At 38.1% G+C, this 24,890-nt stretch carries 28 protein-coding genes; 9 read left to right on the top strand and 19 right to left on the bottom strand.

Translation table 11 applies throughout. The features are described from left to right. Positions 1 to 9: 9 nt before the first annotated feature. From IMZ31_RS07385 to IMZ31_RS07370, 4 genes are all read right to left on the bottom strand, one after another. A complete protein-coding gene (locus tag IMZ31_RS07385) occupies positions 10 to 1,986 on the bottom strand; it encodes an EAL domain-containing protein (protein WP_207529910.1) in 1,977 nt (658 codons plus the stop codon). 46 nt (positions 1,987 to 2,032) lie between these two features. Then, positions 2,033 to 3,397 (bottom strand): TrkH family potassium uptake protein, encoded by a 1,365-nt coding sequence (locus IMZ31_RS07380; RefSeq protein ID WP_207529909.1) that lies wholly within the window; start codon positions 3,395 to 3,397, stop codon positions 2,033 to 2,035. Between the two features lie 438 nt (positions 3,398 to 3,835). Then, the gene (locus IMZ31_RS07375; protein ID WP_207529908.1) at positions 3,836 to 4,273 is read right to left on the bottom strand and encodes a YwpF-like family protein; all 438 of its coding nucleotides are present in this window, start codon (positions 4,271 to 4,273) and stop codon (positions 3,836 to 3,838) included. Positions 4,274 to 4,572: 299 nt separating this feature from the next. Continuing rightward, on the bottom strand, positions 4,573 to 5,121 hold the full coding sequence (locus tag IMZ31_RS07370; RefSeq protein WP_207529907.1) for an HD domain-containing protein: 549 nt from the start codon (positions 5,119 to 5,121) through the stop codon (positions 4,573 to 4,575). Between the two features lie 169 nt (positions 5,122 to 5,290). Here IMZ31_RS07370 and IMZ31_RS07365 point away from each other — a divergent pair, with 169 nt between their 5' ends. From IMZ31_RS07365 to IMZ31_RS07355, 3 genes are all read left to right on the top strand, one after another. Next, positions 5,291 to 6,046, top strand: coding sequence for an SDR family NAD(P)-dependent oxidoreductase (locus tag IMZ31_RS07365; RefSeq protein WP_207529906.1), 756 nt, complete (start codon positions 5,291 to 5,293; stop codon positions 6,044 to 6,046). Between the two features lie 230 nt (positions 6,047 to 6,276). Further along, positions 6,277 to 6,600: a hypothetical protein gene (locus IMZ31_RS07360; protein WP_207529905.1), complete on the top strand. Its 324-nt coding sequence runs from the start codon at positions 6,277 to 6,279 to the stop codon at positions 6,598 to 6,600. 76 nt (positions 6,601 to 6,676) lie between these two features. Continuing rightward, complete coding sequence (locus IMZ31_RS07355) at positions 6,677 to 7,300, top strand: DedA family protein (protein ID WP_207529904.1); 624 nt, start codon at positions 6,677 to 6,679, stop codon at positions 7,298 to 7,300. 62 nt (positions 7,301 to 7,362) lie between these two features. On the opposite strand, the gene IMZ31_RS07350 is transcribed toward IMZ31_RS07355, so the two are convergent. The 5 genes from IMZ31_RS07350 to IMZ31_RS07330 all read right to left on the bottom strand — a co-directional run bounded on the left by IMZ31_RS07350 (position 7,363) and on the right by IMZ31_RS07330 (position 10,889). Continuing rightward, positions 7,363 to 7,887: a hypothetical protein gene (locus IMZ31_RS07350; RefSeq protein WP_207529903.1), complete on the bottom strand. Its 525-nt coding sequence runs from the start codon at positions 7,885 to 7,887 to the stop codon at positions 7,363 to 7,365. Positions 7,888 to 8,128: 241 nt separating this feature from the next. Continuing rightward, positions 8,129 to 8,284, bottom strand: a complete 156-nt coding sequence (locus IMZ31_RS07345) for a hypothetical protein (protein ID WP_207529902.1) — start codon at positions 8,282 to 8,284, stop codon at positions 8,129 to 8,131. Between the two features lie 222 nt (positions 8,285 to 8,506). Further along, positions 8,507 to 9,457: a magnesium/cobalt transporter CorA gene (corA, locus tag IMZ31_RS07340; RefSeq protein ID WP_207529901.1), complete on the bottom strand. Its 951-nt coding sequence runs from the start codon at positions 9,455 to 9,457 to the stop codon at positions 8,507 to 8,509. A 16-nt stretch (positions 9,458 to 9,473) separates the two neighbouring features. Then, on the bottom strand, positions 9,474 to 9,965 hold the full coding sequence (locus IMZ31_RS07335; protein ID WP_207529900.1) for a GNAT family N-acetyltransferase: 492 nt from the start codon (positions 9,963 to 9,965) through the stop codon (positions 9,474 to 9,476). Between the two features lie 210 nt (positions 9,966 to 10,175). After that, positions 10,176 to 10,889, bottom strand: a complete 714-nt coding sequence (locus IMZ31_RS07330) for a VOC family protein (protein ID WP_207529899.1) — start codon at positions 10,887 to 10,889, stop codon at positions 10,176 to 10,178. A gap of 173 nt (positions 10,890 to 11,062) precedes the next feature. On the opposite strand from IMZ31_RS07330, the gene IMZ31_RS07325 reads away from it, so the two are divergent. Next, entirely contained in the window at positions 11,063 to 11,557 is a 495-nt protein-coding gene (locus tag IMZ31_RS07325; protein ID WP_207529898.1) for a DUF2512 family protein, read from the top strand. A gap of 49 nt (positions 11,558 to 11,606) precedes the next feature. Here the strand turns inward: IMZ31_RS07325 and IMZ31_RS07320 are convergent, their stop codons facing one another. From IMZ31_RS07320 to IMZ31_RS07295, 6 genes are all read right to left on the bottom strand, one after another. Further along, complete coding sequence (locus tag IMZ31_RS07320) at positions 11,607 to 12,524, bottom strand: MBL fold metallo-hydrolase (RefSeq protein WP_207529897.1); 918 nt, start codon at positions 12,522 to 12,524, stop codon at positions 11,607 to 11,609. Positions 12,525 to 12,954: 430 nt separating this feature from the next. Further along, on the bottom strand, positions 12,955 to 13,254 hold the full coding sequence (locus IMZ31_RS07315; RefSeq protein WP_036781081.1) for a rhodanese-like domain-containing protein: 300 nt from the start codon (positions 13,252 to 13,254) through the stop codon (positions 12,955 to 12,957). Positions 13,255 to 13,273: 19 nt separating this feature from the next. Then, positions 13,274 to 13,642 carry a rhodanese-like domain-containing protein gene (locus IMZ31_RS07310; protein ID WP_242705668.1) on the bottom strand — a complete coding sequence of 123 codons (369 nt, stop codon included), beginning with the start codon at positions 13,640 to 13,642 and terminating at the stop codon, positions 13,274 to 13,276. Between the two features lie 77 nt (positions 13,643 to 13,719). Further along, positions 13,720 to 14,286: a class I SAM-dependent methyltransferase gene (locus IMZ31_RS07305; protein WP_207529896.1), complete on the bottom strand. Its 567-nt coding sequence runs from the start codon at positions 14,284 to 14,286 to the stop codon at positions 13,720 to 13,722. Positions 14,287 to 14,497: 211 nt separating this feature from the next. Further along, entirely contained in the window at positions 14,498 to 15,277 is a 780-nt protein-coding gene (locus IMZ31_RS07300) for an ABC transporter permease (RefSeq protein WP_207529895.1), read from the bottom strand. Further along, complete coding sequence (locus tag IMZ31_RS07295) at positions 15,270 to 16,289, bottom strand: ATP-binding cassette domain-containing protein (protein WP_242705667.1); 1,020 nt, start codon at positions 16,287 to 16,289, stop codon at positions 15,270 to 15,272. The genes IMZ31_RS07300 and IMZ31_RS07295 overlap by 8 nt, the downstream gene beginning before the upstream one ends. A gap of 133 nt (positions 16,290 to 16,422) precedes the next feature. Between IMZ31_RS07295 and IMZ31_RS07290 the strand changes: the two genes are divergently transcribed. Further along, positions 16,423 to 16,653 carry a hypothetical protein gene (locus IMZ31_RS07290; protein WP_207529894.1) on the top strand — a complete coding sequence of 77 codons (231 nt, stop codon included), beginning with the start codon at positions 16,423 to 16,425 and terminating at the stop codon, positions 16,651 to 16,653. A gap of 34 nt (positions 16,654 to 16,687) precedes the next feature. On the opposite strand, the gene IMZ31_RS07285 is transcribed toward IMZ31_RS07290, so the two are convergent. Then, a complete protein-coding gene (locus IMZ31_RS07285; protein WP_207529893.1) occupies positions 16,688 to 17,044 on the bottom strand; it encodes a hypothetical protein in 357 nt (118 codons plus the stop codon). 509 nt (positions 17,045 to 17,553) lie between these two features. Between IMZ31_RS07285 and nfsA the strand changes: the two genes are divergently transcribed. Both nfsA and IMZ31_RS07275 read left to right on the top strand, forming a co-directional pair. After that, positions 17,554 to 18,294: an oxygen-insensitive NADPH nitroreductase gene (nfsA, locus tag IMZ31_RS07280; RefSeq protein ID WP_207529892.1), complete on the top strand. Its 741-nt coding sequence runs from the start codon at positions 17,554 to 17,556 to the stop codon at positions 18,292 to 18,294. A gap of 66 nt (positions 18,295 to 18,360) precedes the next feature. Next, complete coding sequence (locus IMZ31_RS07275; RefSeq protein WP_207529891.1) at positions 18,361 to 19,092, top strand: NAD-dependent protein deacylase; 732 nt, start codon at positions 18,361 to 18,363, stop codon at positions 19,090 to 19,092. 75 nt (positions 19,093 to 19,167) lie between these two features. Here the strand turns inward: IMZ31_RS07275 and IMZ31_RS07270 are convergent, their stop codons facing one another. From IMZ31_RS07270 to IMZ31_RS07260, 3 genes are all read right to left on the bottom strand, one after another. Next, the gene (locus IMZ31_RS07270) at positions 19,168 to 20,391 is read right to left on the bottom strand and encodes a cation:proton antiporter (RefSeq protein WP_207529890.1); all 1,224 of its coding nucleotides are present in this window, start codon (positions 20,389 to 20,391) and stop codon (positions 19,168 to 19,170) included. 205 nt (positions 20,392 to 20,596) lie between these two features. After that, a complete protein-coding gene (locus tag IMZ31_RS07265; protein WP_242705666.1) occupies positions 20,597 to 22,972 on the bottom strand; it encodes a penicillin acylase family protein in 2,376 nt (791 codons plus the stop codon). A 100-nt stretch (positions 22,973 to 23,072) separates the two neighbouring features. Next, entirely contained in the window at positions 23,073 to 23,609 is a 537-nt protein-coding gene (locus tag IMZ31_RS07260; protein ID WP_207529888.1) for a hypothetical protein, read from the bottom strand. Between the two features lie 154 nt (positions 23,610 to 23,763). Between IMZ31_RS07260 and IMZ31_RS07255 the strand changes: the two genes are divergently transcribed. Further along, the gene (locus tag IMZ31_RS07255) at positions 23,764 to 24,357 is read left to right on the top strand and encodes a TetR/AcrR family transcriptional regulator (protein WP_207529887.1); all 594 of its coding nucleotides are present in this window, start codon (positions 23,764 to 23,766) and stop codon (positions 24,355 to 24,357) included. Further along, complete coding sequence (locus IMZ31_RS07250; RefSeq protein ID WP_207529886.1) at positions 24,350 to 24,787, top strand: OsmC family protein; 438 nt, start codon at positions 24,350 to 24,352, stop codon at positions 24,785 to 24,787. Before IMZ31_RS07255 ends, IMZ31_RS07250 begins: the two co-directional genes overlap by 8 nt. The last annotated feature ends 103 nt before the right edge of the window (positions 24,788 to 24,890 follow it).

Here is a 24,890-nt window from a genome sequence, read left to right as displayed (position 1 = left end):
CTTTTTTCATTACACGGTCTGCTTTTGAAACATTTCGTTAAGATCAGTAGGTGGAAGTGGCTTACTGTAGAAGAACCCTTGCATCTCATCACACCGTTCGTTTTTAAGAAATGTAAGTTGCTCTTCTGTCTCCACCCCTTCTGCAATTACTTTCATATCTAATGAATGGGACATATGGATAATCGACTTTACAATGGCTTCATTTTGTTTACGATTTTGAATAAACACCTTATCGATCTTTAGTTTATTAACTGGAAATCTGCTTAAATATTTCAAAGACGAGTACCCTGTTCCAAAGTCATCAATAGATACATACACACCTAAATCCCTTAAGCCTTCTAGCGTTTGTATAATATCTTCTTCATTACTCATTGCCATACTTTCTGTAATCTCTAACTCCAAATGGGAAGGGTGAAGGCCCGTTTTGTTCAATATCAATGCCACACGTTCTACAAGATCACTTTGATGAAATTGTTTAGCTGACAGGTTGACCCCTACGATTATTGGATCATATCCCTCATCTTGCCATTGTTTGTTTTGACGACATGCCTCATACATAACCCAATCCCCAATCTCTAATATGAGGCCTGTTTTTTCAGCAAGAGGGATAAACGTTCCTGGAGATATAAAGCCTTCTTTCGGATGATTCCAGCGTAGCAAAGCCTCTACCCCTACTATTCTTCCTGTTACAATATTCTTCTGAGGCTGATAATGGAGTTCAAATTGACCCTCTTTCAGTGCTTTGCGTAGTTCTGTTTCCATTGTCAAAATGGTCTTAAAATCCTTGGATATAGAGGACTCAAACATTTTGTAATCATTTCTATAGTGTTCTTTAATCACATTCATTGCTGAATCAGCATGCTTAATCAATTCATTTGCATCTTGACCGTCATCTGGATACAAGCTGATACCAATACTAACAGAGGTAAACAATTCAAAATCATCAATATGAATGGGTTCTTGGAACTGGTTAATGATTTCCTGTGCTAACGCCTCTGCTTCTTCTTTCGTTTTTACATAACGTTGCAGAATGAGAAATTCATCTCCTCCCATTCTTGCAAGAAACGTATGTTCATTTTGTAAATACTTTAAACGGCGGGCACACGATTGAAGTAATTTGTCTCCAAACACGTACCCCATCGTGTCATTAATTTGTTTAAAATAATCAATATCCATAAAATAAACAGCAAACATTTCCCCGCTTGTTTGAGCCTGATTGATAACATCCATAAGTTCCTGAAGAAAATATGTACGATTTGGTAAATTTGTTAACTCATCAAAATAAGCCATAAATTCAATCCGCTGTTCGTTCTCAACGCGTTCTGTAATATCACGAATGACAGCACCTCGAAGGATCTTATTGTCATATGGATACGGGTGAGCCATAACTTCGAGATGAATTCGCTTACCACTTTTGGTTACAGCAGCGATCTCATAAGGTTTATTTGGGATTATGTCTATTTTTTCTTTTAAGGTTCTAGAATATTGAGGGTCCACGATATCAAACACACTTTTATGTAGGAGCTCTTCACTTTCATAACCTAAGATTTCAGCAAAGGTATCATCACATTCTACAATAACCCCATTATCATGAAGGACCATTCCTTCAAGACTAGAATCCATAAACTGACCAATCTGTTGCCTCAATTCTTTAATTCGATCATAAAAGGATGAATCTTGAAGGGTTAAACAATAAAGCTTCTTATTATCGCAGTTGAGCCCAAGTACTTTCACGCTCAGTTGGCGCCCTGATCCGTCAACAACTTTCATCAACCTTTGTACATCTTCATCTACTATCAATTGATCAAAGTCAAAATAAGAATAGATAGAAGTTGGTTGCACAACAGAAATATTCAGGAGATCCTTAGCTGGTTGGTTCCACTCCACTATCTCACCACCCTCATCCACAAAAAGAAGAGCATCCTGGAGATGATCCAGGAGCTTCTTATGGATAGGAAGGGATGAGTGATCACATGGGTTCGACATGTCTTATTCCTCCCAAAACTAAACCTTGCAAACTATAGGTTTTGGTCTATCCAATAATAATGCGTTCCGTTGGATAGTGATAATTGCCTTTTTTCTTTTCTTTCTTAAAGGTGAACAGGAACGACAAGATTCCAATTCTTCCGATAAACATCAGAGCCATTAAAACAATTTTGCTTACAGTAGTTAAATAAGGTGTAATCCCTAAAGAAAGTCCGGTAGTTCCGAATGCAGAACTCACTTCAAAGAAAATTTGGGTTAAACTGAAATCCTCGGCAATTGTTAAAATGACTACACCGACAAAGACTGAAATGGATGCAAACATTGTCACCACAACGGCCTTAATGAGATCATCATCATGCACTTCTCTTCTAAATATGCGTATGCGCTGCTGACCTCTAGCATAAGTAAGCAAGAATATAATAACTAACGCAAAAGAAGTTGTTCGTATTCCCCCACCTACACTACTTGGAGATGCTCCTATAATCATCAGAACAGACATGAAAATGTGAGTTTGCTCTGTGAACATATTAACATCCATTGTAGAGAGACCAGCACTACGAGTCGTAACAGATTGAAACAGTGCATAAAACAAAACCTCATGCCAAGGTTTACCTGCAAAGAAGTAATTCGTTTCAAGCAATATGATCACTAACGTCCCTACGATAATTAGAGCAAGGAACGTGAAGGTCGTTAACTTTGTAAACAATGAAAATCGCATAAACTTTCGCTCTTCGTTAGAAGCAAACAAATGCTCTCGCACTTCAATGAGAACAGGGAACCCGATCGCCCCTAGTACAATTAACCCCATATGAATAAATTGGACGAAATAATCATCCTTGTAGGGAATAAGAGATTGTCCTGTTATATCAAAGCCCGCATTTGTTGTGGCACTTATTGAGGCAAAAAACCCTTGATAAAATGCTTCATACCAGGTGGGAAAATACTGCATAAAGTATACTCCCAGAATAATAAAGCCTAGAAATTCTATGACAAATATTAAAAATAAAATTTGTTTAATTAAACGAACCATGCCTTGGAAAGTAGTTTGGTTATGATCCGTCATGATTAGCCTTCGCTCTTTAAGCCCAATTTTCTTCCCTAACAAGATCCAAATCATCGTACCCAATGTCATGATGCCAATACCACCAAACTGAAGTACAAAAGCGAGTAAAAATACGCCCGTTACACTAAACGTTTCCGAGATATTTACAACAGTGAGTCCTGTAACCGCCACCGCACTTACAGCAGTGAACACGAGATCAATAAATGATATCGTAACTCCCTCCTGGTGAGCAACGGGAAGCCCTAACAAAATACAAGCCGTTAAGACAGCAAATCCATAGAACAGAACAATGATTTGAACGGGAGATAAATTATTAAGCCAGCGTAAGCTATGATGCCTAATCCACATTCAAATTTCTCCTTTTCTTACAAGAATCCTTACTAAACCATCATTTTATACCATTATACCAATACGAAAAGGAGAATTCTTTCTTTATATCGGTTCATTTGTTGGTTTTTGAAGGATTCCCATTCTTTTTTAAAACATATTTAGTTTTTACTACTTTCCTATTTATTATAATCTGAAGAGATAAAACATCTTACTCCCTAAGGAAAGAGCAACTATTATTTTAGCGTTTTTGTGCTCTACATCAAGTGTCTAAGAGTAAATTTTAATTTTCAGAACTCATGTCAAACCGAACACTTAGCAATGTATATGTACAAGAAGTTTTCTTTCTCGCAAAAATTAACTTACCTAACCTCAATCGGCTTACCAGAGCAAATTTAATTCAATAGTTTCAAAGACGACAAAAAATACCCACTCATTTTAGTGGGTATCCCAGTTCACTTATACAGAGTTCTCGGCTTCAGCTTTTTCTACTCTATTTTTAAATTCTTCAAGAAGCTCCTCTCCTTGAAATCCCTCTTCGATTAAGCGACGAAGCATATGTTCGACTTGATCTTTTTTATGATCAACGATATTCCCCATGAAAAGTACATTAAAATGTTCACCAATTTCATTTACATCCAGTACTTTAACTAAGAAAACAGCAGGATGGTTTGAGCTCTTGGTGATTTTAGCTTCTAACACCATTTCCTCTTCATTCTGTCGAAAACGTAAGAATTCATCAAGGTATTGTTTGTCTAAATAAGCTTCGATAATCCAACGGTTCTGTTCGTCTTCACGGTTTATAATTAAACCATCAATAAGTGGTATAGACCTTTTCTGAAAATCTTCACCACTTTCTTTAAGAATGTTTAATTTAATCAACTTGAACGTCTTCAATAAAAGCCCCCCCCTCTTGTTAAATCTAAAGTAAATGTTATGTAAAACGAATAGTTTAGGCGAATCTACATTCTCTTACATGTAACATAACAAACATTCCACATTATTTCCATAGGCAGGTGTGTTCCTTAATAAGTTTGATCTACCCACTCATGTGGAGTATTAGGGGAGTATGAACTTTGTACTCCCTCTGGCTTATTACTCTTGTCTACACCTCTTAACCAAGCACGTTTATCGAATACCTTTTCATATCGAGTAAATAAAAAGATGCCCAAGGTTGCGGAGCATCTCTTTTTGTCTTAACTTGATTGTTCACGAGGGATATTTTGTTTGGCAGAAACGACATCGATTTTTTGGTCCAATTGATGAAGCTCTTGAATCGCTTCGCTGATCTCCATTTGTTTGTAATGGTGCATCCCTTTAGGTTGTTCATCTTTATTATCAGCTAGGGTCACTACTTCTTGAAGTGGCGTTTGTTTCCCATCTAACGTAAACGGCAGGTAGGAATCTGTATGAAGAAGGATTGCCACCGATATTTGCTTAGCAGCTACCCGATCTTCTCCTAGTCTTATCAATAGCTTATGAGCGCGTTCTGCACCCTTTATGGCGTGAATATCGTTTTGACGGTAGTCATCATAATCCCATTCGCCATCATTGGTGTACCATTCATAATGTCCTATATCATGAAGAAGCGCTGCTTTAGAAGCCTGATCCACATCTACGCCTCGTTCAAGCGCAATTTCAAAGGCATAATTTGCGGCCGTTACCGCATGATGGACACCTGAGCGACGAAGGTATTTCCGAGTGATATGATGTTTAAATAGATCTACTAATGTTACGTTCCTCATCGTAATCCCTCCGATTGTTTTCAGAATAATATACCACACGTTTTTCGTACAAACAATCCTTCTTATATTCTTTACCTTATTAATCATCTGATAAACAAAATACTTCGTTTAAGGGAGACTCCGTGATGGTATTATAGGAATGTAGTAGTTAGGACGAGGAGATGAAAACGTGGAGTATTATTTTAAAAAAGATACAGTCATCATTACAGGAGCTAGTCATGGAATTGGAAAGTCTTTAGCTCATGCATATGTAAAAGAGGACGCGACTGTGATTTTAATTGATAATGACAAAGGCAATGGGGAGAAGCTTGTAAATGAAATTTGTGACACGGAAGGAAAAGCCGCATATTATTTTTGTGACGTACGGGATGAGTCCTCAGTAAGATCTTGCTTTGCCTCTATTTTAGAAGATGGATATTCTCCTACCATATTAATTAATAATGCCGGAGTAAGTCGGTTTACAAATTTCTTCGACATGTCTTTATCTGAATGGGATGATGTTCAAGCCACAAACTTACGAAGTATCTTTTTACTATCTCAGATTACAGCAACGTATTGGAGAGATCATGGCATTCATGGAAGAATTGTAAACATGGCTTCTACAAGAGCAATGATGGCAGAACCACATTCTGAAGCATACGGGGCTTCAAAGGGAGGAATATTAGCATTAACCTATACCATGGCGATGTCCCTTAGTGATTATCAAATTAGAGTGAATGCGATTAGTCCAGGCTGGATTCAAACAACACACTATGATGAACTTCGAGATATTGACCATAATCAACACCCATCCAAACGAGTTGGTCACCCAGATGATATCTCAAAAGCTTGTTTTTACCTTACAGATAAAGATAACACCTTCGTAACAGGAGAGAACCTTGTCGTTGATGGTGGGATGACGAGAAAAATGATCTATGAACACTAACAGAACCCGAAGTATACGGGTTCTGTTTTTAGTTTGGGTCTGTTACAAGTCGAGACATTTTAGCCGGGAGAGGCCTTTACGTTTATGAGTACTTGGGCTTGCTGAGGTCAACTCGCTTTCCACTCCCCTACAAAGCTAAAATGAGCCTTAAGACCGTTTTTACGTTTCATTATTGAGGAGGAGGGTATTCGATATGTAAGAAAAGAAAAAAACAAGTAGAGGTGAAAACCTTGGAGCAGCTTACATCGTACCAAGTACAATTTAAACAACAAATTGAAATGGAAGAAGTTATGAACATTCATCATTTTATAGTAGATAGCTCTTATGATTTATACTTATACCAAGACCATTTGATTGCAGACGTTAGTAATCTTCCTAAGTTATTGTCGTTCTTTTTCTATTATAATACTGATCGTCCTCTGGTTATGATTATCGATGGAAAAGACGTACAGTATGCCTATCAAAAAATCATGAACATTTGCGAGGAACCTATTGAAAATTGTGTTGTACGCCGATTTCATGAAGCCAACCGTGATCAGACTATTCTGGTCTAACGAAAAAAGGGTTGCAATCATTACATGATTGCAACCCTACATGTTTCGTATAAATCAATTTCAGAAAGGACTGCCTATGCTTGATTTTATTGTAAGCACATTAAAGGACTGGGGATTATTCGGGCTTTTATTGAGCTTATCGATTGAAGCATCTTCTCTTCCCTTTCCTGGTGGGTTAGTTGTATTAGCTTATGGTTATTTACTAAAAGCTTCTGCTTTAACAAGCTTAGGAATAGCGCTTCTTGCAGGAGGAGTCTACACATTATTCAGCTATATCCCTTATGTCATAGGGTATAAACTTGAAGGAAAATTACAAAATTGGTTTAAAAGTGATAAGTTAGAAAAAGCCGAGCGTTGGTTTAGTCGGTGTGGAGAATGGACCATCGCACTCTCACGACCACTAGGATTGGGAAATTACGTTTCCTATTTTTCAGGTATTAGTCACGTAAAACCGGTCCGATTTGGATTTATCACTTTTATTGGCATTACACCGTATATTTATATCATGCTTCTTGTAGGAAGAATGGGAAACTTGTCATCAATTAAAAATACAATAACAGGTCTTCAGCAATATGTTTATCTTGCAGTTGCTTTTGCACTCATTATGTTCCTCGCATATAAAATCATACAACGTAAAAAAGCAAAATCATGTGATACTTCTCCATTGCAGACAACATCTACGAAAGAAGAAACCAATTAAAAATTAAAAGGGACAGGAGCTGCTTTATCCTTAGGGGTAAAGCAGCTCCTGTCCCTTTTGTTCTAATGGGTATGAGAGTGTTCAATCCCAACGGAAGGTATAGGTAAAACTTGAATCAATACTCCTAAAACTAACATGCATATTGCAATACTAAGAGGGTTGTACAACCATTTGATTAGAGGATGCGAAACACCCAGGTCATATATTAATAGCAAGCCAAAGGCGAAGGTACTCATGGTCATCACTTTGAAAAGCACATTCCACTCTGAAACAGGAAGCATCCCACTTAGCATCCCCCCCATCATTCCTCCCATAATCGCTTGCATGCTACTATGTATGATTCGTGCAGAACTTGGATACTGAAAAAAGAATGGGAGAAGTAGCCCGATCGCCGATGCGATTCCCATAGACATTAATAAATTTTGAGTTAAAAAGTATATAGTCATTCCATAATAGATACTCGCAAACATAACAACAGCATGGACAGTTCGCTCTTTATGTTCCTTATTGCTAATTCGATGTAAAAAGGATAAAACACATATACCAAGGACCATTATTATCCAAACGATTCCAAGAGCCGCTTTCATTCATGTCCCTCCCCCCTCATTACTATATGAGAGCACAACAAGAAACATGTCCATGGCCATCTGTATCATAGGACGAACTTCTTTTCGCGTATAATACTTTAAAGAAAGACAGAAAGAAGGGATCCTTATGGATTGGAAATTATATGCTTTCATACTTGGTACCACCGTTAGTGAGCATTGGTACTACTCAAGAATCCCTAAAGTCTATTATTTTTCTACGAAGAAGACCATCTAGCATACCTTATCCCTTCAAAACATTCAATGCACTTGCTAAACAGCGTTGTATCCATGTTGATGTTGATTTTAATTTATATTTCATGGGATCAGGATGGATAGCTACTTTTTCAGGCTTTCTCTTGTCTATAAGATCACGAATTTCCATTTCAGTTAAGATCACAAAGACCACTTCCTTATTAAGAAATTTCCATCTCTAGCTTTGATGGTAATTCTAATTATAAGGAGGTGGAGCATTCTTTTTAACGGCACAAGGCATGAATGTTTATCATCCTGCAGGCTGAAATGTTTCTACTTCTACAGACGAAAGCTTAGAATTCCTAAAGTTCAAACCATCACTAAAAAGCATGTGCCCCATAGAGGGAGCACATGCTTTTACCTTTTGCTAATCAAACCAGCCTTTCCGTTTAAACCACAGAAACATTAAAATCGCTATAACAGACATAATAAATAACACAACGAAATAGGCGTACCTTTCATCTAGTTCTGGCATATAGGAAAAGTTCATTCCATACACCCCTACAATAAACGTTAAAGGCATAAAGATCGTTGATATCACAGTTAGTATTTGCATTGTACGATTCGTTTCATGTGAATTTAGAGACATATAACTGTCTCGGATATCCTGAGTCATTTCTCGATTTGATTCAATCAGCTCAGATACCTTCAAAAGATGATCATAAATGTCTGAAAAATACTCTTTCCTCTCACGAACCCCATCGAGCCTGTGAGAACTTAAAATCCTATACATTAAGTCTCTCATCGGATGGACCGTTTGACGCATTGTTAATAAGTCTGCCCTTGTATCAAATAACTGCTCAAGCAACGTTTCCATAGATAATTCTTTTGTATTATCTTCTATATCATTAATATGATCCTCAATAGCATAAACGATTGGAAAATAATTATCGACTACCTTGTCAAAGATCTGGTGAAGCACGTGAAACTCATCCCAAACGTTGAACGACCGTTCTCTTAAAAGTCGATTCCAGACTTGTTCAAGCTCAGGACAGACATGCTTGTGATAGGTAACAATGTATCCATCTCCATTAAACAAATCCACTTCTTCTTTCTCAAGCGTCTTAGCGTTAAGAGCATGCATAACAAAAAAAGTATGATCATCATAATAATCCAGTTTTGGCCGCTGTAAATTATGTATACAATCTTCAATCGCCAAAGGGTGAAATTGGAACACTGTATCCAATTTCTGCGTTTCAGTAGGTGTCGGTTCTGAGAAGTCCACCCAGTACCACATGATTCCATCCTCTGTGAGCTGCTCTAATGGCAAATCTTTATGTAATTGCTGGTCTTTTGTGATCGCTATAGTTCTGATCATATTGACCTTTCCTCTCCTAATCGATTCCTATCCATTGATATAATTTCACATTTTGCCATTCATCAAACTTATTTCCGACTTCTTTTAAAGTACCTACATGAGAAAATTGGTATTTATCATGTAATCGTTCACTTGCTTCGTTCCCTTCTGTAATAAGTGAAATAATGGAATGGAATTGATAATCTCTCGCTTTCTCCAACAATGCCTTCATTAACCCGTGCCCAACTCCATATCCTCTGAAATTCCGGTTCACATATAAAGAAAGTTCTGCCGTCGTTTGATAGGCAAGCTTGTCATTATAAGGAGATAAATAACCATAGCCCGCAACCTCGCCTTCCCATTCTGCGACAAGAATTGGATAGATGCCATGAAGGTTTGCAAACCACTTTTCTTTATCAGCCAAAGACTTCTCCTCTAGATCAAAGATCGCTGTTGTATGAGTGATTGCATCGTTTTCAATTTCTTTTATAAAGGGTAGATCCTTTGCTTCTGCGTTTCGTATCCACATCAATTGGTCACCTGCCTTTTGTTCATCTTATCACAGCAGGTTAAAAAAGAAGACCCTAAATAACCTTCAATTGTCACCGTGAATATCATCAAGTAGGATACTATTCCTACGTAAAGTTAAAGGGCTTTATTCCCTGGGAAATCGGTTATTCTTCAGATCCAGTTCTTTAATAACACACAAAAAGGAGCTAATCGTAATAGCCCCTTTTCGTTATGAGATAAATTGCACCTGAATCTTGTGTCCTTCCTGGTCTTTAAAATAGAACGATTCCCCAGGGGTGCCTTCTTCTATTTCTACCCCAGACTGCTGAAGGGATTTTAAATCCTCTTCAAGGTTTGTGGAACCTAAAGTAAACGGATGCTCAATCACGTTATGAAGATCACTTGGAATCTCAACAAGTGTAATACCCAAATGATCGAGCGTTAAGGCACGCATTTCTCCATACATTGGAGTATTGAAAGAAAAGTCATACAACTGCTCCACATTTAAATGAGTCTTATACCAAAAAGAAGCGTCCTCTAAACTTTTTACTGGCAGGAAATATCCTCCTAATTTAGTGACAGGATTTTTTGCTTTTGCTTCTTCTTCCCACCCAACAATTCCAATTTGTATATTATTCGGATCTGTCACCTCGTAACAAAGCATGTCAAAGAAGTCATCAATGTCTGTTAATTTTGCCCCTTTTAAGAATAAATCTCTATGTAGATATTGCGGTTCGTATACATTAATATTAAACGGACTAAACGGATATTCTTGTGTCACATTACTTTTATAAAAAACTAAATCGGCGCCTTCAGCAAATGAAATGGTTACTTCTTCTTGATCCCCTTTAGCCTCTAGCTGTAAATGATTTTTATACCATTCTTTGGTTTCTTGTAAGTTTTTACACGGTATACGTATTGAGTTAAGTTGTTTTATCGCCATACTATTTCACCTCTCCAGTTTTCTTACCCACTTTTTCACTTGATAAACCGTTTAATTTCAATTTAAATTTAACTGAATTTTATAACAATTATACACCTTTACAAGATAAAAGAAAACCACTATGGAAATGAATCGTATATTACGCATGTCTTTCGAAAAAACTATAAGTGGAGGTGTTCAAACTGGAACATATTAAAGCGCTTGGGATCAAGTGGGTTATTTTAATTGCTGCTGTTTTTCCAGTCTATGGGGTAATTGCTGGGGCTTCCTTAATAAATGTATTTCTTATCACATTTGTATTACTTGGAGTAACTTATGTAATTGGAGATTTATTCATACTAAAGCGATTTGGGCTTATAATTACTTCAATCGTAGACCTTGTCTTAACGTTTAGTATCCTATATCTATTTGGAAATGTAATCAATGGAATAACTACACAAACTGTACTACCTGCTATTGCAGGAGCTGGGTTCATTGTTGCATTTGAAACGTTCTTCCATATCTACATGGAAAATCGCGTATTACACCTTGGACCACATGTCTATGATAAACGTCGCCAATTACTCGTGCCAAAGAAATTACGAGTAGAAGCATCTGAAGAATTATTCCCATATGAAGCGCAACGGAAAGAGGCGCAAGAAGAAGATACTCATCGCCCCGAAGAATAAGCAGCCAGTTTTTCCTGGCTGCTGTTTTTTTAATGATGTCTATATGCTTTTAGCACCCATACTCTAGCATGAGTATTTCTTCACTTGTCACGTTTATTTCACCTTTATTTACAGCTTGAATTCTTTCACTATGAACTGAATTGTGTATTTCTGTTTTCTTTCCTTCGGCTGATACCCACCCTTTTTCGTTTAATTGTTTATAGGACAACATACGATCACTAAGAATAGTTCCCTTACCCTCATACAAATTTGCTTCCTCATTTAAAGTAAAAATATAGTGCTGGTCCACAATAAAAGTAACAAAACGATCGCTTTGTGAAATTTTTATAGGGATATTGGTATTCCCTATCTTCGGTACATGACTTTTGCTAATTGGTTCATAAGGTAAAGAGATGCTTTCCTCTAGTTCGGGTAACCAATACGTTTCTTCCACTTCTTCTGCTAAAGTTGGCCCGCCAGAAATATGTGTATCATGTAGACATGTGTCTACAATATGCCTGAAGGTAAAGGCCTTATCTTCAACGAAATCTAAGTATGGCTGTATCCAAACGTCTGGATTAAGTAGAAGGATCTCAGCTTCGCTAACAATCATATAAGAAAGATGCCCTGTGCTTGGGCGTACAAATTGGTAAACTTCTCCTCCGTCTGTAAGCTCACCAATTTGAACCGATTCGATATACATTGCCCATTCCTTCATACCGCCTTTAACATAATACATTTCAATGCCTAGCTGTTGCTCAAGTGTAGTAACTTTATTAAAAGACGTTTCTTCATCTTCCCCTATAAGAATGGCTTCGAGTTTTTCATTCATGATTCGTTTATCGTTAAGACCTTCCTCGATACTTAGCATTTCTACTGGGAAAGATAACTCTCTTGAGTACGTGTTGTTACGAGCGTCAATCAATACAAATTGCCGCTCTTCTCGACATCGCTTATACAATTGACGCGAAGTTAATGATTGAGCCATAGTACCCCTCCATCTTCTGTTTTCTTCTTCTTATTTTGGCAGTGGTAATCATTTCTATACCACTAGAATTGGACCTACATAGCTCAATGGTATTTCTACTCCTAAAGGGACTGCGAGACTCCCGAGGGAAAAGAAGTCACTCTAGTTCCTGCGTGGACGATCTAGCATGACAAGTCATCTTTTTTATAAAGGCTAAACGCCTTCTCCAAAAAGCTGCCTTATTTTAAGATCCTAGGCACCACGCCTGCACTTTTCAATCTAAGGAAGACACCGCAGAGAGCGAAAGGGGCTTATATGGCGCAAATAAATCTATCCATTAACAAAGACTCGTTAAAATAGACAAAAAAAGCGAAACCCTATAGGGTTTCGCTTTTAGCTTGAGGTTGTTTAATAAAGCATTAGATACCTTTATTGACTAAAAGGCTCTTGCTTATTTGTCAACGCTGCCTTCCCATGCAAGCATGCCGCCATCCATGTTGATGACATTGTAGCCGTTCTCTTCTAAGAACGCTGTAGCTTTACCACTACGTCCTCCAGAACGACAAACCATTACATATTCTGTGTCTTTATCTAACTCATCTTTACGTTCATCAAGAGAACCTAGAGGAATATGCTTTGCTCCTGGAATTTTTCCTTCTTCAACCTCTTCAGGCTCACGCACGTCAACAATGTTAATTGTTTCGTTACCTTCTACTTTTTTACGAACTTCTTCTGGTGTAATGTTTTTCATCATTAATTCCTCCTTAGTATTAGTTCCAGGCGTTTAAACCGCCACGAATATTTGTAATGTGTGTAAATCCTTGTTTTTTTAACAATCGAGCTGCCGCCATACTGCGTGTACCACTTTGACATAGTAACACGACTTCTTTAGACGAATCCAACTCGCTTGAAGCTGATTTCAAGGATTGAAGAGGGATATTAGTGAACCCTCTGATTTGATTTCTATTATACTCCCCAGGGGTACGAACATCAACGAATTGATCTGACTTCTTTTTGCTCTGTAATTTTTCCTGAGCTTCTTTCGGAGTAATCTGTTGCACACCCTTTGGTGGGATCATTGTTTTAACGATAAAATAGATCGCTACTCCAACTAGCAGAACTGTTATAATTGTATCCAAAGAATCCTCCCCTTAACCTCTTATTAACCCCTATGGGTATATTTTAATGGGTGGGGAGGTATACGTCAATCCCCATATTAATTTGTTGCAACGATATAGTACACTTCGTTGTTTAGATGGCCAACTTCAACGTCAAAACCTTCTTCTGCCACTTTTTCAGCCAGTTCATTAGATGCAATTCGATGTGCTTTAGGTGGTCCTTGTTCTCCTTCAACCTTTTCCCAGTCTAAAATGAGAAGGCGACTGTTTTCCATTAAAATGCGATGAACTTCCGTTAATGTTTGATGAAGATCAGGAACTTCATGCAATACAAATGCCGCTACTGCTCGGTGGAATGATGCATCCGGAAGGTTTAAAGCGTCTAGGCTACTCTCCATACGCTCTATATTCGTAATGCCTTCTCCTTCAGCCCTTGAAGCGAGCAGTTCTAACATTTCAAATTGAAGATCTACTGCCGTAACGCGATCCTTTGTTCCTCTAGCAATAGGTAAGGTTAAATAGCCATTACCAGCACCTAAATCGGCTACTTTCTCTTCACCTGATAACTGAAGTAATTCTAAGACCTTTTCAACAGGTACTGTTTCTTGACGACTTGGGTCCACTAGCTTTTCCGCTTTTTTTGGGTCAAATACCTCTCCCGCCATGCTGATGCACTCCTTTTTATCTAAATTAAATTATATTCCGTTCACTACTGTAATCTTACCAATTTAGAAGAAAAGCTAAACATAGACCCTGACATAGGTTTTTGAAATAAAGGGTTTGGGATATGTAAAAAAGATGTCTTGTCTCGCTCGGCCAGGAATTATAGAGATGGACGAACCCACGGTTCACATCAAGAGATCTTATTCCTTCCCCTTACCCTCTGCTGACTGCTTTTTTTGCTGATAAAGCAGCAAATGTTATTGTAATAGCGCACACAATCGTGATGGCTATAATCCCTTTAGCAATACCCCAGAACTCCCAACCTTCTATTAAAACCGTTCGCATACTTTCAAAAATATACGTAGTCGGGTTAATGGTTGCCGCTACCTTTAACCAAGAAGATTCAATGAGCTCATAAGGAACAAACGTTGTACTTAAAAATATTAAAGGAAAAAAGATTAGGGTACCTGCTTGTGCAGCTTGAGCATTTTTTGTCTTGAGAGCTACCCCTGCTGAATACCCCGCAAAAGCAAGCCCCCAACCAACAGCTAATAACAAAACAACGAGCACCCCTAAAAAGCCCGTAGCTACTTCCAGCCCCATTATAAAAGCAACGATAAGAATTAGTATGGTCTGAACGAATAATTGCAACATTCCTGCAATAATAGGACCAAGAACGATAGAGAGTCTAGAAGCAGGTGTAAGCAGGAGCCTTGAAAAGAAACCATTCTCAATATCCTTCACGATTCCTTGACCCGCTCCTCCAGCACCACCAATCGCTGCTGAAACTACAGAAACCGGCAATATAAACGCTAAATAATTCGCTCCTTCAAACGCAGGAAGCTGTGATATACCACTCAATCCGCTATCGTAGACGAGAAGGAAGAAAGTCGAAATTAGTAAATTAGGAATAAAGGAAAATGGGCTCCGAAGGGTGGTTAAAACACTTCGCTTGGACAATACCCAAATATCTTTTAATAAGCCATTACCCATGTTCAATCTCTCCTCTCTTCTGTTCTCCTTCTGCCGTGATTTTTAGGAAAATATCATCAAGAGTAGGTGTATTGACATTAATGGTTTGAGCGGTCAAATTTTGCTGATCTAATAATCGAACAATCTCCATTAGTCGCTTGGTACCATCTTGAACGTATATATTCAATTCAGTAGATCTCTTCACAGTATCAGCACCATGCATATGTTGGGTGATGGCAACTTTTGCCTTTTCAGCCTCTCTCTCATTTCCGAAAGTCATTGCAATAATATCGTTTCCGATTTGGGCTTTTAACTCCTGAGGAGTACCAGTTGCTACGATTTCTCCATCATCAATAATTGAGATACGGTCTGCTAACGTATCTGCTTCTTCTAAGTATTGCGTGGTGAGAAAGATTGTTGTTCCCTCTTCTTTGTTTAACCTCTCTAAGTAGTCCCATATACTCTTACGGTTAGAAGGATCCAGTCCTGTAGTTGGTTCATCCAGAAAAAGAATTTTGGGCTTATTCACTAATGTCAAAGCAAGGTCCAATCTCCTTCTCATCCCTCCTGAGTAATTTCCACAAATTCGGTCAGCAGCTTCTTTAAGCTGAACCACTTCCAGTAATTCATTTGTTCTTAACTTAGCTTGTTGGTTGGTAAATCCAAATATTCTACATTGAAGATGCAACATCTCTCTACCAGTTAAACTTGGATCAATCCCTGTTTCTTGAAGGGCCACACCAATATGCTCCCGTACCCCCTTAGGATTTGTTAGTACGTCCTGCTCTGCAACATACACCTTTCCTGCAGATGGGCTAATGAGTGTTGTAACGATTTGCACCGTTGTTGATTTCCCTGCACCGTTAGGTCCTAAGAAGGCAAAAAACTCTCCTTCTTCAACCGCAAAACTTACATCTTTTACCGCTTGAACATTTCCTTTTTTAAAGGTTTTTGACAAATGTTCAACATAAATCGTTCCTTTTACCATATCCATTAGCTCCTTTCCTGACTTACGTACTATATTCCATCTCACTCTCTACTTTCCTCCTTTAAAAAAGATCAAGCTTGAATAAGATTCTAATTTTAATTCATGAAGATGTTTAAGAGGTAGTTAGTAAGGGTATATTCAATAAGATGGTTAACATAATGAAAGGATTTGAACATACATGGAAAGCTTATTACAATTCTATATATACATAGCTGTAGTCATTAACGGTTTTATCGGAGTAGTTAGCTATAAAAAAAGCCAGCACCAATTTGTGTTCGCTACCGGCTTCACTCATATCATTTTAAGCATACCTTTATCTTGGACGTTTGGACCTCTCGTGTTTGCGATTGGAACAACTCAAGTCTTTTACGGTATTATTCACACACAATCTCGAAAAACAGCAGAATAAAAAAGGGTGCCCTCCTCTTTGGACACCCACCCCCTTAATTATTTGACTTTCTTACACGCTTCTCAATAAACCAACAAAGGTCCTCTACGGTTTTAAAGTATTGAAATTCTTCTCCATCAGGAACTTCATCCAAGCCTCCGCCTGGCAAATCCCAATAATTCATTAATTCACCAAACGAAGATCGAAATCGGTCACTTTCCCCTTGGAAAACGTAAGAGAGTGGAGTTTTGGTATTAATATTCTCAACCGGCTTCTCATACTCTTTCTGTAAGTTTTCATTTACGTACTTCACTACTGTTAAATAAATCTCGTAAATGACCCCTTTATTGCCCGCAGACTTCTTTAAATCTTTTCTCGCTCGTCTAGTTTGAAAATCGATCAATTCCCCCATGAGTTATCCACACCTTTTTTAAGAACTAAGCAAAAGTGTACAGTTTTAGTGACAAGCGTCAGAACTATAACAACTCCTATACAATGTTTAAACAATTATTCTACGAATCTTGCAATATTATATAACTACTAATGTTATTCCAATAAAGCTATAATGGTACTGATACTTAACATTTAGAAGAGGGTACTGAGTGAAGAATCTGCAGATGATTTGTTTCCAAGAGGCCTATAGGAAACGCGTGCTATAAGGAAGTAATTGATGTTGTATATTCTATCCTAACACAAAGCAGGACACTTTTAACCACTATACCATTTGTTTCCTATATTATGTAACCCGTCTCACAATAATATTTGTGTTTTCTTAATATAGATTTTACTATTCGCCTGAAATAATATTTTTACACTAATTGTTCCTTCACTAAAATTGAGAACAATCATATTTTTTGAAGAATTGATTCAAGAAAAGGTACCATAACAAGTACAAAACGTATAGTGAAGGAGATCTAATCTATGAATCAAACACTAGAAACTCTATTGCAACATCGTTCAATTCGATCATTTACGAACACAGCGTTAACAGAAGAGCAAATTAATACAATTGTGCAAGCTGCTCAAATGGCTTCAACTTCTAGTTATATGCAAGCGTATTCGATTATCGGTGTTACAGATCTAGAGAAAAAGAAAGAATTAGCAGATATAACGGGACAGTCATACGTTAAAGACAACGGACACCTCTTTATCTTTTGCGCTGACTTATACAGACACCAAATTCTTGCCTCTGATTTACAAAAACAAGACATGATTCAAAATATCGAGAATACAGAGCACTTTCTTGTTTCTTCTATTGATGCTTCACTTGCTGCTCAAAACGGAGCTATTGCAGCAGAATCAATGGGGCTTGGGATGTGCTACATCGGAAGTATTAGAAATAACATTGAGCGAGTAGACCAACTATTACAATTACCAGAACACGTAATCCCATTATTTGGTATGGTTGTGGGTTATCCAAATAAGCAAACTGAGCAAAAACCTCGCCTACCAAAGCAAGCTGTTTATCATGTGAATTCCTATAATAAGGATCAGTCAGATGACCTACGTTCCTTTGATCACACGATAAAAGAATATTATGAGAGCCGTAAGCAAAATGCGCGGTTGGACTCATGGACAGATCAAATGATTCGACGTTTCAGTCATCCTATGAGAATGGATGTTAGTGATTTCGTGCAATCCAAAGGTTTAAACAAGCGTTAATTTGCTCTTTGGTCTGACTGATTGTGTTTGCTACAATAGTACAAAAGCATTAAAGGATAGGATACGATGGATCAACTTATACAAGAAATAAACCAAGCAAATCATATTACCGTATTGACAGGTGCAGGTGTAAGTACAGCGAGTGGAATCCCTGATTTTCGCTCTACAAATGGAATTTGGACAGAAGACGGTTCACGGGAATACTTTATGTCTAATCAGTATTTTCACTTAGACCCGGATGATTTTTGGAAGAAGTATAAGGAGATTTTTCAACTTAAACTTCTTCATAACTATGAACCAAATGAAGTACATGGTTTCATTCATAGTCTAGAGGAAGAAGGGAAGAAAGTTGCTGTTATCACCCAGAATGTAGATGGATTACATCAACAAGCAGGGTCCTCTAACGTTATTGAGTATCATGGTTCTTTAACGACATCAACTTGTCCTGCTTGTGGAGATTCTTATGATATGGATCATATTAACAATACTGTAGTTCCCCGCTGTGAACGAGAGACATGTGAGGCTATATTGAAACCTGATATTGTTTTATTTGGAGATCCCATTACAGAACACGACCGAGCTGAAGCGATTATTGACCAAACCGATCTTGTACTTGTTCTAGGAACTTCTCTTTTGGTAATGCCGTTTAACTTCTTGCCTGAGTATGCATATTCTAGAAAGATCCCAACGGCACTTATTAATCGAGAAGCTACTCCAAAAGACCGCTTATTTCACTATGTCATTCACGATGATTTGATTAGCCGTTTACAACAGATCAAGACTCAATTAGCTAATTAATATGGAAGCCTTGAAGCTACTTTAACAGAACCCAATAAAACAAGCCGCTTGCGTTTGCAAGTGGCTTGTTTATTATTAAGAAGCTTCTTTAGCCATATTAAATTTCTTAATAAGAGGCTTAATGGATAGGCCTTGAACCACTAAAGAGAAGAGAACGACTGAGAATGTAAGAAGCAATATGTCTTCACGCCCTGAGAAATCAGATGGGAGACTAAGAGCTAATGCAATGGATAAGCTGCCTCGAAGACCAGCCCAGTTCACAAGGAATCGCTCTTTCTGAGTCAGGTGTGAAATATAACTAGTTGCTGTATAAATCGCTATCGCTCGGCCAACTAAAACAATAACGATTGCCAACGCAATAATGCCCCACTTCCCTGTAAAATCAATCTCACGAATTTCAATTCCCACCATCAAAAAGATAATGGAATTAGCCAGCAAGGTAATCGTGTCCCAAAAGGTATTAATATTAACCTTAGTCTCTTCTGACATTCCTATTTTCTTCCCATAGCTACCAAACAGAAGTCCACCAATTACTACCGCAATAACACCTGAAACTTTAAAGTGTTCGGCTATGAAGTAACTTCCGAAGAACAAGAGCATAGAAAGGGCAATTTCAAGCGGATAATCATCAAAAATACGAATGACCTGCGAAAAGATAAACCCGATTACTAAGCCAACGAGCGCTCCTCCAATGGCAAATTTCAAGAATAAAAAGACTCCACTACCAATCCCTGCTGCGCCCATATCCATATAACTTAACAAATAGATAGAGGAAATTTTAAACAGCACTACTGCAATCCCGTCATTAAATAAAGATTCACCTTCCATAATGGTGGACATTTTCTCTGGCACTCCAAGATCTTTAAATATTGAGATTACACTAATTGGATCAGTCGCACTCATAAGAGCTGCAAATGTAAAGGCTACTACAATCGGCAAGCCTAGTAGAAAATAAACGCTAAATCCAATCACTACAAAGGATATAAAGGTCCCTAAAAAGGCAAGCGATAGAACCAACTTTTTCATTCCGTATAAATGGTGAAATGGCATTTTGAGTGTTGCATCACCTAATAAGATAGGTAAGAAAAGCGAAATAATAATCGCCTGAAATACTGAGGACTGAGTTATGTAGGATTCTGCTTCTTCGATGAAGGGAATCTCAGTCATCCCTAATAATACTCCAACAAGTACAAGTGCAATTGAATAAGGCTCTTTGATGAGCTTAGCAATCCCTATCACGGTGATTGAAATCGCCAGTAATACTAATATCTGTATAAATACTTCATGAAACCCATGCATTGACCTAGCCTCCATCCACTTCTAAAATTCATGTCTTTGTTGTATTTAGCTTTACCTTACTAATAAATCTGATGCACACTCATTAGAAGAATCCCCTTCCAACACAAATCCATAACTTTCCATACATTGAATTTGCAATCAAATGACAAAACTTACCTCTATAAAACAAAAAAATAAGCTGACTCAAATTGAGTCAGCTTGTTTCTTACGGAGTAAGGGTCAACGTTTCCCCCTCAGGCTTATTTAGACTCGTATCATGATAGTTCCCGTTTACCCAGTCATCACGTTGGTCATGATACCAAGGACTTCTAAAGTGACCAGTCTGACCAGGCCCCACAATATGTGAAGCTGTAGTAAAGTCAGTTCCATCTAAGACAAACCGCCACGAAGCACCGTGGTTTACTAGACCACTTTCTTCCTCATAACTTGCTGCCATAACCGTTACCTGACTTCCACCCACGGGTATTGGATCTTCACTGTTAAAAAACCTTTCTAGGAATGAAACAGAAGAGAGAGGATGTTCAAAAGAGACCTTGTGGTAATCTCCCCACGCCCACTTCTTTAGATCTTCTCCGTATTGCTTCGTTAAAGCAGCGACTGTTTGTGTAAGTGTCTCTTGTATTAGATTTTGTAACCCTCCTTGCTCTTCTATCCATACTGTTTCTTTACCTTCATTGGCCTTCCTAAGCAATTCATCTGTCGTTTGACCCTTCCCTTTAAATAAACGATCCATTGATTCTGGAATGTCAGAATACAGTTGTTCCATGATCATGTTCATCCAAGTATGAAATACAAGAGGCTGAGGTGCGCCTACTTCGTCAACATAGTCCCAATCTTTTAACAAGTTGACCGCTTCTGTCTCCATTTCTGACCATCTTTTCGATCCTACATACTCTAGGAACAATGGGACGAACTCACGAGCTTGGAGATTCACTTGATCCATTTGCAGATCTTTCATGTCTTCTTTTGTAAAATCACTTCTTGTTTGAAGTACCTCCTCAATACGCATATAACGATAAGGTTGAGCCCAATTATTAGAAATGTGATAAGGATATTGTTCTCCAACAACTTTGTTGTTTGCAGTTGCTATGAACCCTTTATCAGGATTTATGACTGTTGGTAATTCATCAAATGGAATAAATCCTCTCCATTCATTTTCTTCCTTCCAACCTTCAAGAGGCATCAAGGCGTCCGATCCGTTTTCATAAATTGGAATTTTACCATTTGCTTTATAAGCAATCGTTCCATCCTTACTGGCAAACACAAAGTTTTGGGCAGGGACGAGAAATTTTTCTAATCCATTCTCAAATTCAGTCCAATTGGAAGCTTGATTGATCTCAAGAATTGCCTCAAGCTCAGTTGTTGCATCGAGAGCTGTCCATCTTAAAGATAGAACCGTATCCTCACCACTACTTTCCGCAAATTCAGACAGAACGGGACCATGTCTCGTCTCAACTACTTCATATTCAACAGGTTCTTCATCTTTTACTTCAATCGTTTCTTTAAAAATCCTCGCTTTTTCATACCTTCCCTCAAACAAAAATTCATTCTTATTATCTGGGTTCCTCTTTTCCAAATAGAGCTGTTGTACATCAGGCCCTGTATTGGTTACCCCCCATGCTATATCTTTGTTATGTCCTAAAATAATACCCGGAATGCCTGCAAAAATGACACCACTCACTTGATAGCCAGGAGAATCTAACTTCATCTGCAACCACACCGATGGAGTTGCTAAGCCTAAATGTGGATCATCTGCTAACAAAGGTTCTCCTGATTTTGTTTTACTTCCGCTCACTACCCAGTTGTTACTGCCATTGAACGCATGTGGAAAAACCGCACTCTTAAAGCTTGAGTCGATATCCAGTTCATCGTCTTTAATGATTGTTGGCGCTTCTTCTGGATAGCTAGAAAATAATTCATAGGCTTTCTCTTGTGGATAGTTCTGAAGCAAATAATAATGAAAAGCCTGCCTCTCCCAATGGCCCCCAAGATCAAACGCCATGTATTTTCCAATCGTTAAAGAATCAATAGGAGTCCATGCTTCTGGAGCTGCCCCCATTAAGGTAAATTCAATAGGAAGTGCGCGATTGTTCTTTGCCTGTTTAATATAAGCATTCACCCCATCTGCGTACCATTCCATTACTTGCTTAGCTTCATCCGAGTATTCATTATAAGACGTTGCAGCCGCTCTCCTAAGTCCTAGTGTGCGGAAGTATTTATCTTGATCTAAAGCTTTTATACCTGCGACTTCACTTAACGTACCAGAAGCTTGTCTCCTAGCCATATCCATTTGAAACAAGCGTTCCTGTGCTTGAATATACCCTTGAGCCATAAACAAGTCTTTACTGTTACTTGCCTCAATATGAGGTACTCCGCTTTCGTCCCGAGTTACGTTGACAGGCGCTTTTAATCCCGTAATTTTGATACTCCCATTCGTTTGAGGTATACTCCTGTCGATGTAACCGTTTACAAAAATAAGCAGCCCAACTCCTGCTGTAATAAGGAATGCAACTAGCATCAAACTTATTTTTTGCCACCTTTTTAAATGCCTTCTATTTTCATATTGTGTTACGGTTTCCATGCTTTCCCCTCCCATATCTATATTATAATACGAATTTTCAGATAATTGTACAATGGCATATAGAAAGCCTTAACGGTCGAGTCGTTAAGGCGTTTTTCACTTATTGTAATGAGCTCAGCAAAATCTCCCACTCTTCTACAGAAAACGTTTCGTTTGTTGATACAGCATAAACGTTTTCACCATTTTCCCAAATCACATAGTCTGCTTTCCCTTTTTCAATATTCATATGGAACACTTGTCCATTCACCATGAGTTCTGTCATATCCGTTGATTGTGATGAGATGACTTCATCACTCGCAAATTTAGGTCCTTGTTCAAACGTCATTTTACCATCGGGATAACGTATGAAAGTCTGCCTTGTCAGAAAAGATTCCTCACCTATTTTTTTGTAACCCATACTGATTCGTTCGAAGGAGTCTGGTAATACGTTAAATGTAGAGACAGATGTGCTTACTTGCTCTTCAAGTTCTCTAACTGTATCTACGTACGTGATGGCTTCAGGGAAAGCAACGGTCTCCTGAGAAAATGATCCGTCTGGCACAATCAAATCTTCCGCCCGCATAAGACCAATCCAACTCAGTATAATAAAGAAAAGTAAACACAAAATAAGAACGGATCCTTGAGACACTTTAACCATTGTAGAAACCTCCTCATAAAGCTAGTACTACTCTATTCAATAATAATTGAATTTATGAAAAAGTTTGTCTAAGCACATTTATTGTGAACATCCCCTTTATCATTTATTGTATAAGCATACCAACTGGTTGGTTTTGAAAGGAAGGGTTTTCTATATGAATAAAGGTTCCTTGGCAAAAGAAGAAATTGTATCGGTTGCTGCCGATGTAATCCGATCGAAAGGATACCAATCCACTTCCATAAATGATATTTTAGTCAGTTCAGGAATTGGGAAAGGAAAGTTCTTTCACCATTTTAAAACGAAACATGACCTCGGTATCGCCGTTGTCGATCGCTATATTGACACATGGAAAACGAGAATGATCGAAGAGATTCTTCAAGGGGATTTACCTGCTAAGACAAGGATTTTTCATATGCTTGAAGAAACCCTTGGATCTTTCCAAGATTCAAATGTAAAAAAAGGGTGTCCGTTTGGAAATTTAGCAATCGAAATGAGCGAACATGACGCTTCTTTTCGTGAACGAATCGCTTCCTTTTTCCATGAATGGGCTATGGTCCTTAGTGAAACATTAAAAGATGCAGGCCTCATCCCCGATGACCGCGCCTATGATTATGCAGAGCATATCATTAGCTCTATTGAAGGCGCGATCCTCATAGCGAAGGTTAAGCAGACATCTAAACCGATTGAAAACACTATTTCGATTTTAAAAAATACGTTATTACATCAAAGGAGTATTTCACATGAGTAATGTTCAAATGAGAGTTAAAGCAACAGCAAAAGGTACAAAGGTAGAAGCAACAGCTAAAAAACACACAATTATTATCGATGAGCCTAAACAGCAAGGCGGAACGGACGAAGGGGCTAATCCACTTGAAACGTTATTAGCTGCTTTAGCTGGGTGTGAAAATGCTGTAGCAAACATGGTGGCAAGTGAAATGGACTTTGACTTGCAGGCAATAGAATTCGAAATTCGTGGAGAATTAGACCCTCGCGGTATGATGGGAACAGAAGGCGTACGTCGTCACTTCCAAACTGTGACTGTTAATGCTCAAATTAAAACAAGCGAGTCTGATGACCGTATTCAAGAATTAAAAGATAAAACAGATGACCGTTGTCCTGTATTCCAAACCTTATACAACGCCGATGTTGATATGATTACAAACTGGACAAAAGCTTAAATTAGGAAAAAGACCTCTCTTATAATGAAAAGAGAGGTCTTTTTTTCATGCATCTGAAAAACCTATTTAAATGATTAGCCTATATAGGATGCGGGTAAACTTC

The organism is Pontibacillus sp. ALD_SL1 (assembly GCF_017355605.1).
This window is presented reverse-complemented; position numbering and strand designations above follow the sequence as displayed.

What these genes read in the sequence shown, in the direction of transcription:
- IMZ31_RS07385 (WP_207529910.1), bottom strand. Translation starts at nt 1,986, where the DNA reads ATGTCGAACCCATGTGATCACTCATCCCTTCCTATCCATAAGAAGCTC.
- IMZ31_RS07380 (WP_207529909.1), bottom strand. Translation starts at nt 3,397, where the DNA reads ATGTGGATTAGGCATCATAGCTTACGCTGGCTTAATAATTTATCTCCC.
- IMZ31_RS07370 (WP_207529907.1), bottom strand. Translation starts at nt 5,121, where the DNA reads ATGAGGAACGTAACATTAGTAGATCTATTTAAACATCATATCACTCGG.
- IMZ31_RS07355 (WP_207529904.1), top strand. Translation starts at nt 6,677, where the DNA reads ATGCTTGATTTTATTGTAAGCACATTAAAGGACTGGGGATTATTCGGG.
- IMZ31_RS07350 (WP_207529903.1), bottom strand. Translation starts at nt 7,887, where the DNA reads ATGAAAGCGGCTCTTGGAATCGTTTGGATAATAATGGTCCTTGGTATA.
- corA (WP_207529901.1), bottom strand. Translation starts at nt 9,457, where the DNA reads ATGATCAGAACTATAGCGATCACAAAAGACCAGCAATTACATAAAGAT.
- IMZ31_RS07335 (WP_207529900.1), bottom strand. Translation starts at nt 9,965, where the DNA reads ATGTGGATACGAAACGCAGAAGCAAAGGATCTACCCTTTATAAAAGAA.
- IMZ31_RS07330 (WP_207529899.1), bottom strand. Translation starts at nt 10,889, where the DNA reads ATGGCGATAAAACAACTTAACTCAATACGTATACCGTGTAAAAACTTA.
- IMZ31_RS07320 (WP_207529897.1), bottom strand. Translation starts at nt 12,524, where the DNA reads ATGGCTCAATCATTAACTTCGCGTCAATTGTATAAGCGATGTCGAGAA.
- IMZ31_RS07315 (WP_036781081.1), bottom strand. Translation starts at nt 13,254, where the DNA reads ATGAAAAACATTACACCAGAAGAAGTTCGTAAAAAAGTAGAAGGTAAC.
- IMZ31_RS07305 (WP_207529896.1), bottom strand. Translation starts at nt 14,286, where the DNA reads ATGGCGGGAGAGGTATTTGACCCAAAAAAAGCGGAAAAGCTAGTGGAC.
- IMZ31_RS07300 (WP_207529895.1), bottom strand. Translation starts at nt 15,277, where the DNA reads ATGGGTAATGGCTTATTAAAAGATATTTGGGTATTGTCCAAGCGAAGT.
- IMZ31_RS07290 (WP_207529894.1), top strand. Translation starts at nt 16,423, where the DNA reads ATGGAAAGCTTATTACAATTCTATATATACATAGCTGTAGTCATTAAC.
- IMZ31_RS07285 (WP_207529893.1), bottom strand. Translation starts at nt 17,044, where the DNA reads ATGGGGGAATTGATCGATTTTCAAACTAGACGAGCGAGAAAAGATTTA.
- nfsA (WP_207529892.1), top strand. Translation starts at nt 17,554, where the DNA reads ATGAATCAAACACTAGAAACTCTATTGCAACATCGTTCAATTCGATCA.
- IMZ31_RS07275 (WP_207529891.1), top strand. Translation starts at nt 18,361, where the DNA reads ATGGATCAACTTATACAAGAAATAAACCAAGCAAATCATATTACCGTA.
- IMZ31_RS07270 (WP_207529890.1), bottom strand. Translation starts at nt 20,391, where the DNA reads ATGCATGGGTTTCATGAAGTATTTATACAGATATTAGTATTACTGGCG.
- IMZ31_RS07265 (WP_242705666.1), bottom strand. Translation starts at nt 22,972, where the DNA reads ATGGAAACCGTAACACAATATGAAAATAGAAGGCATTTAAAAAGGTGG.
- IMZ31_RS07260 (WP_207529888.1), bottom strand. Translation starts at nt 23,609, where the DNA reads ATGGTTAAAGTGTCTCAAGGATCCGTTCTTATTTTGTGTTTACTTTTC.
- IMZ31_RS07255 (WP_207529887.1), top strand. Translation starts at nt 23,764, where the DNA reads ATGAATAAAGGTTCCTTGGCAAAAGAAGAAATTGTATCGGTTGCTGCC.
- IMZ31_RS07250 (WP_207529886.1), top strand. Translation starts at nt 24,350, where the DNA reads ATGAGTAATGTTCAAATGAGAGTTAAAGCAACAGCAAAAGGTACAAAG.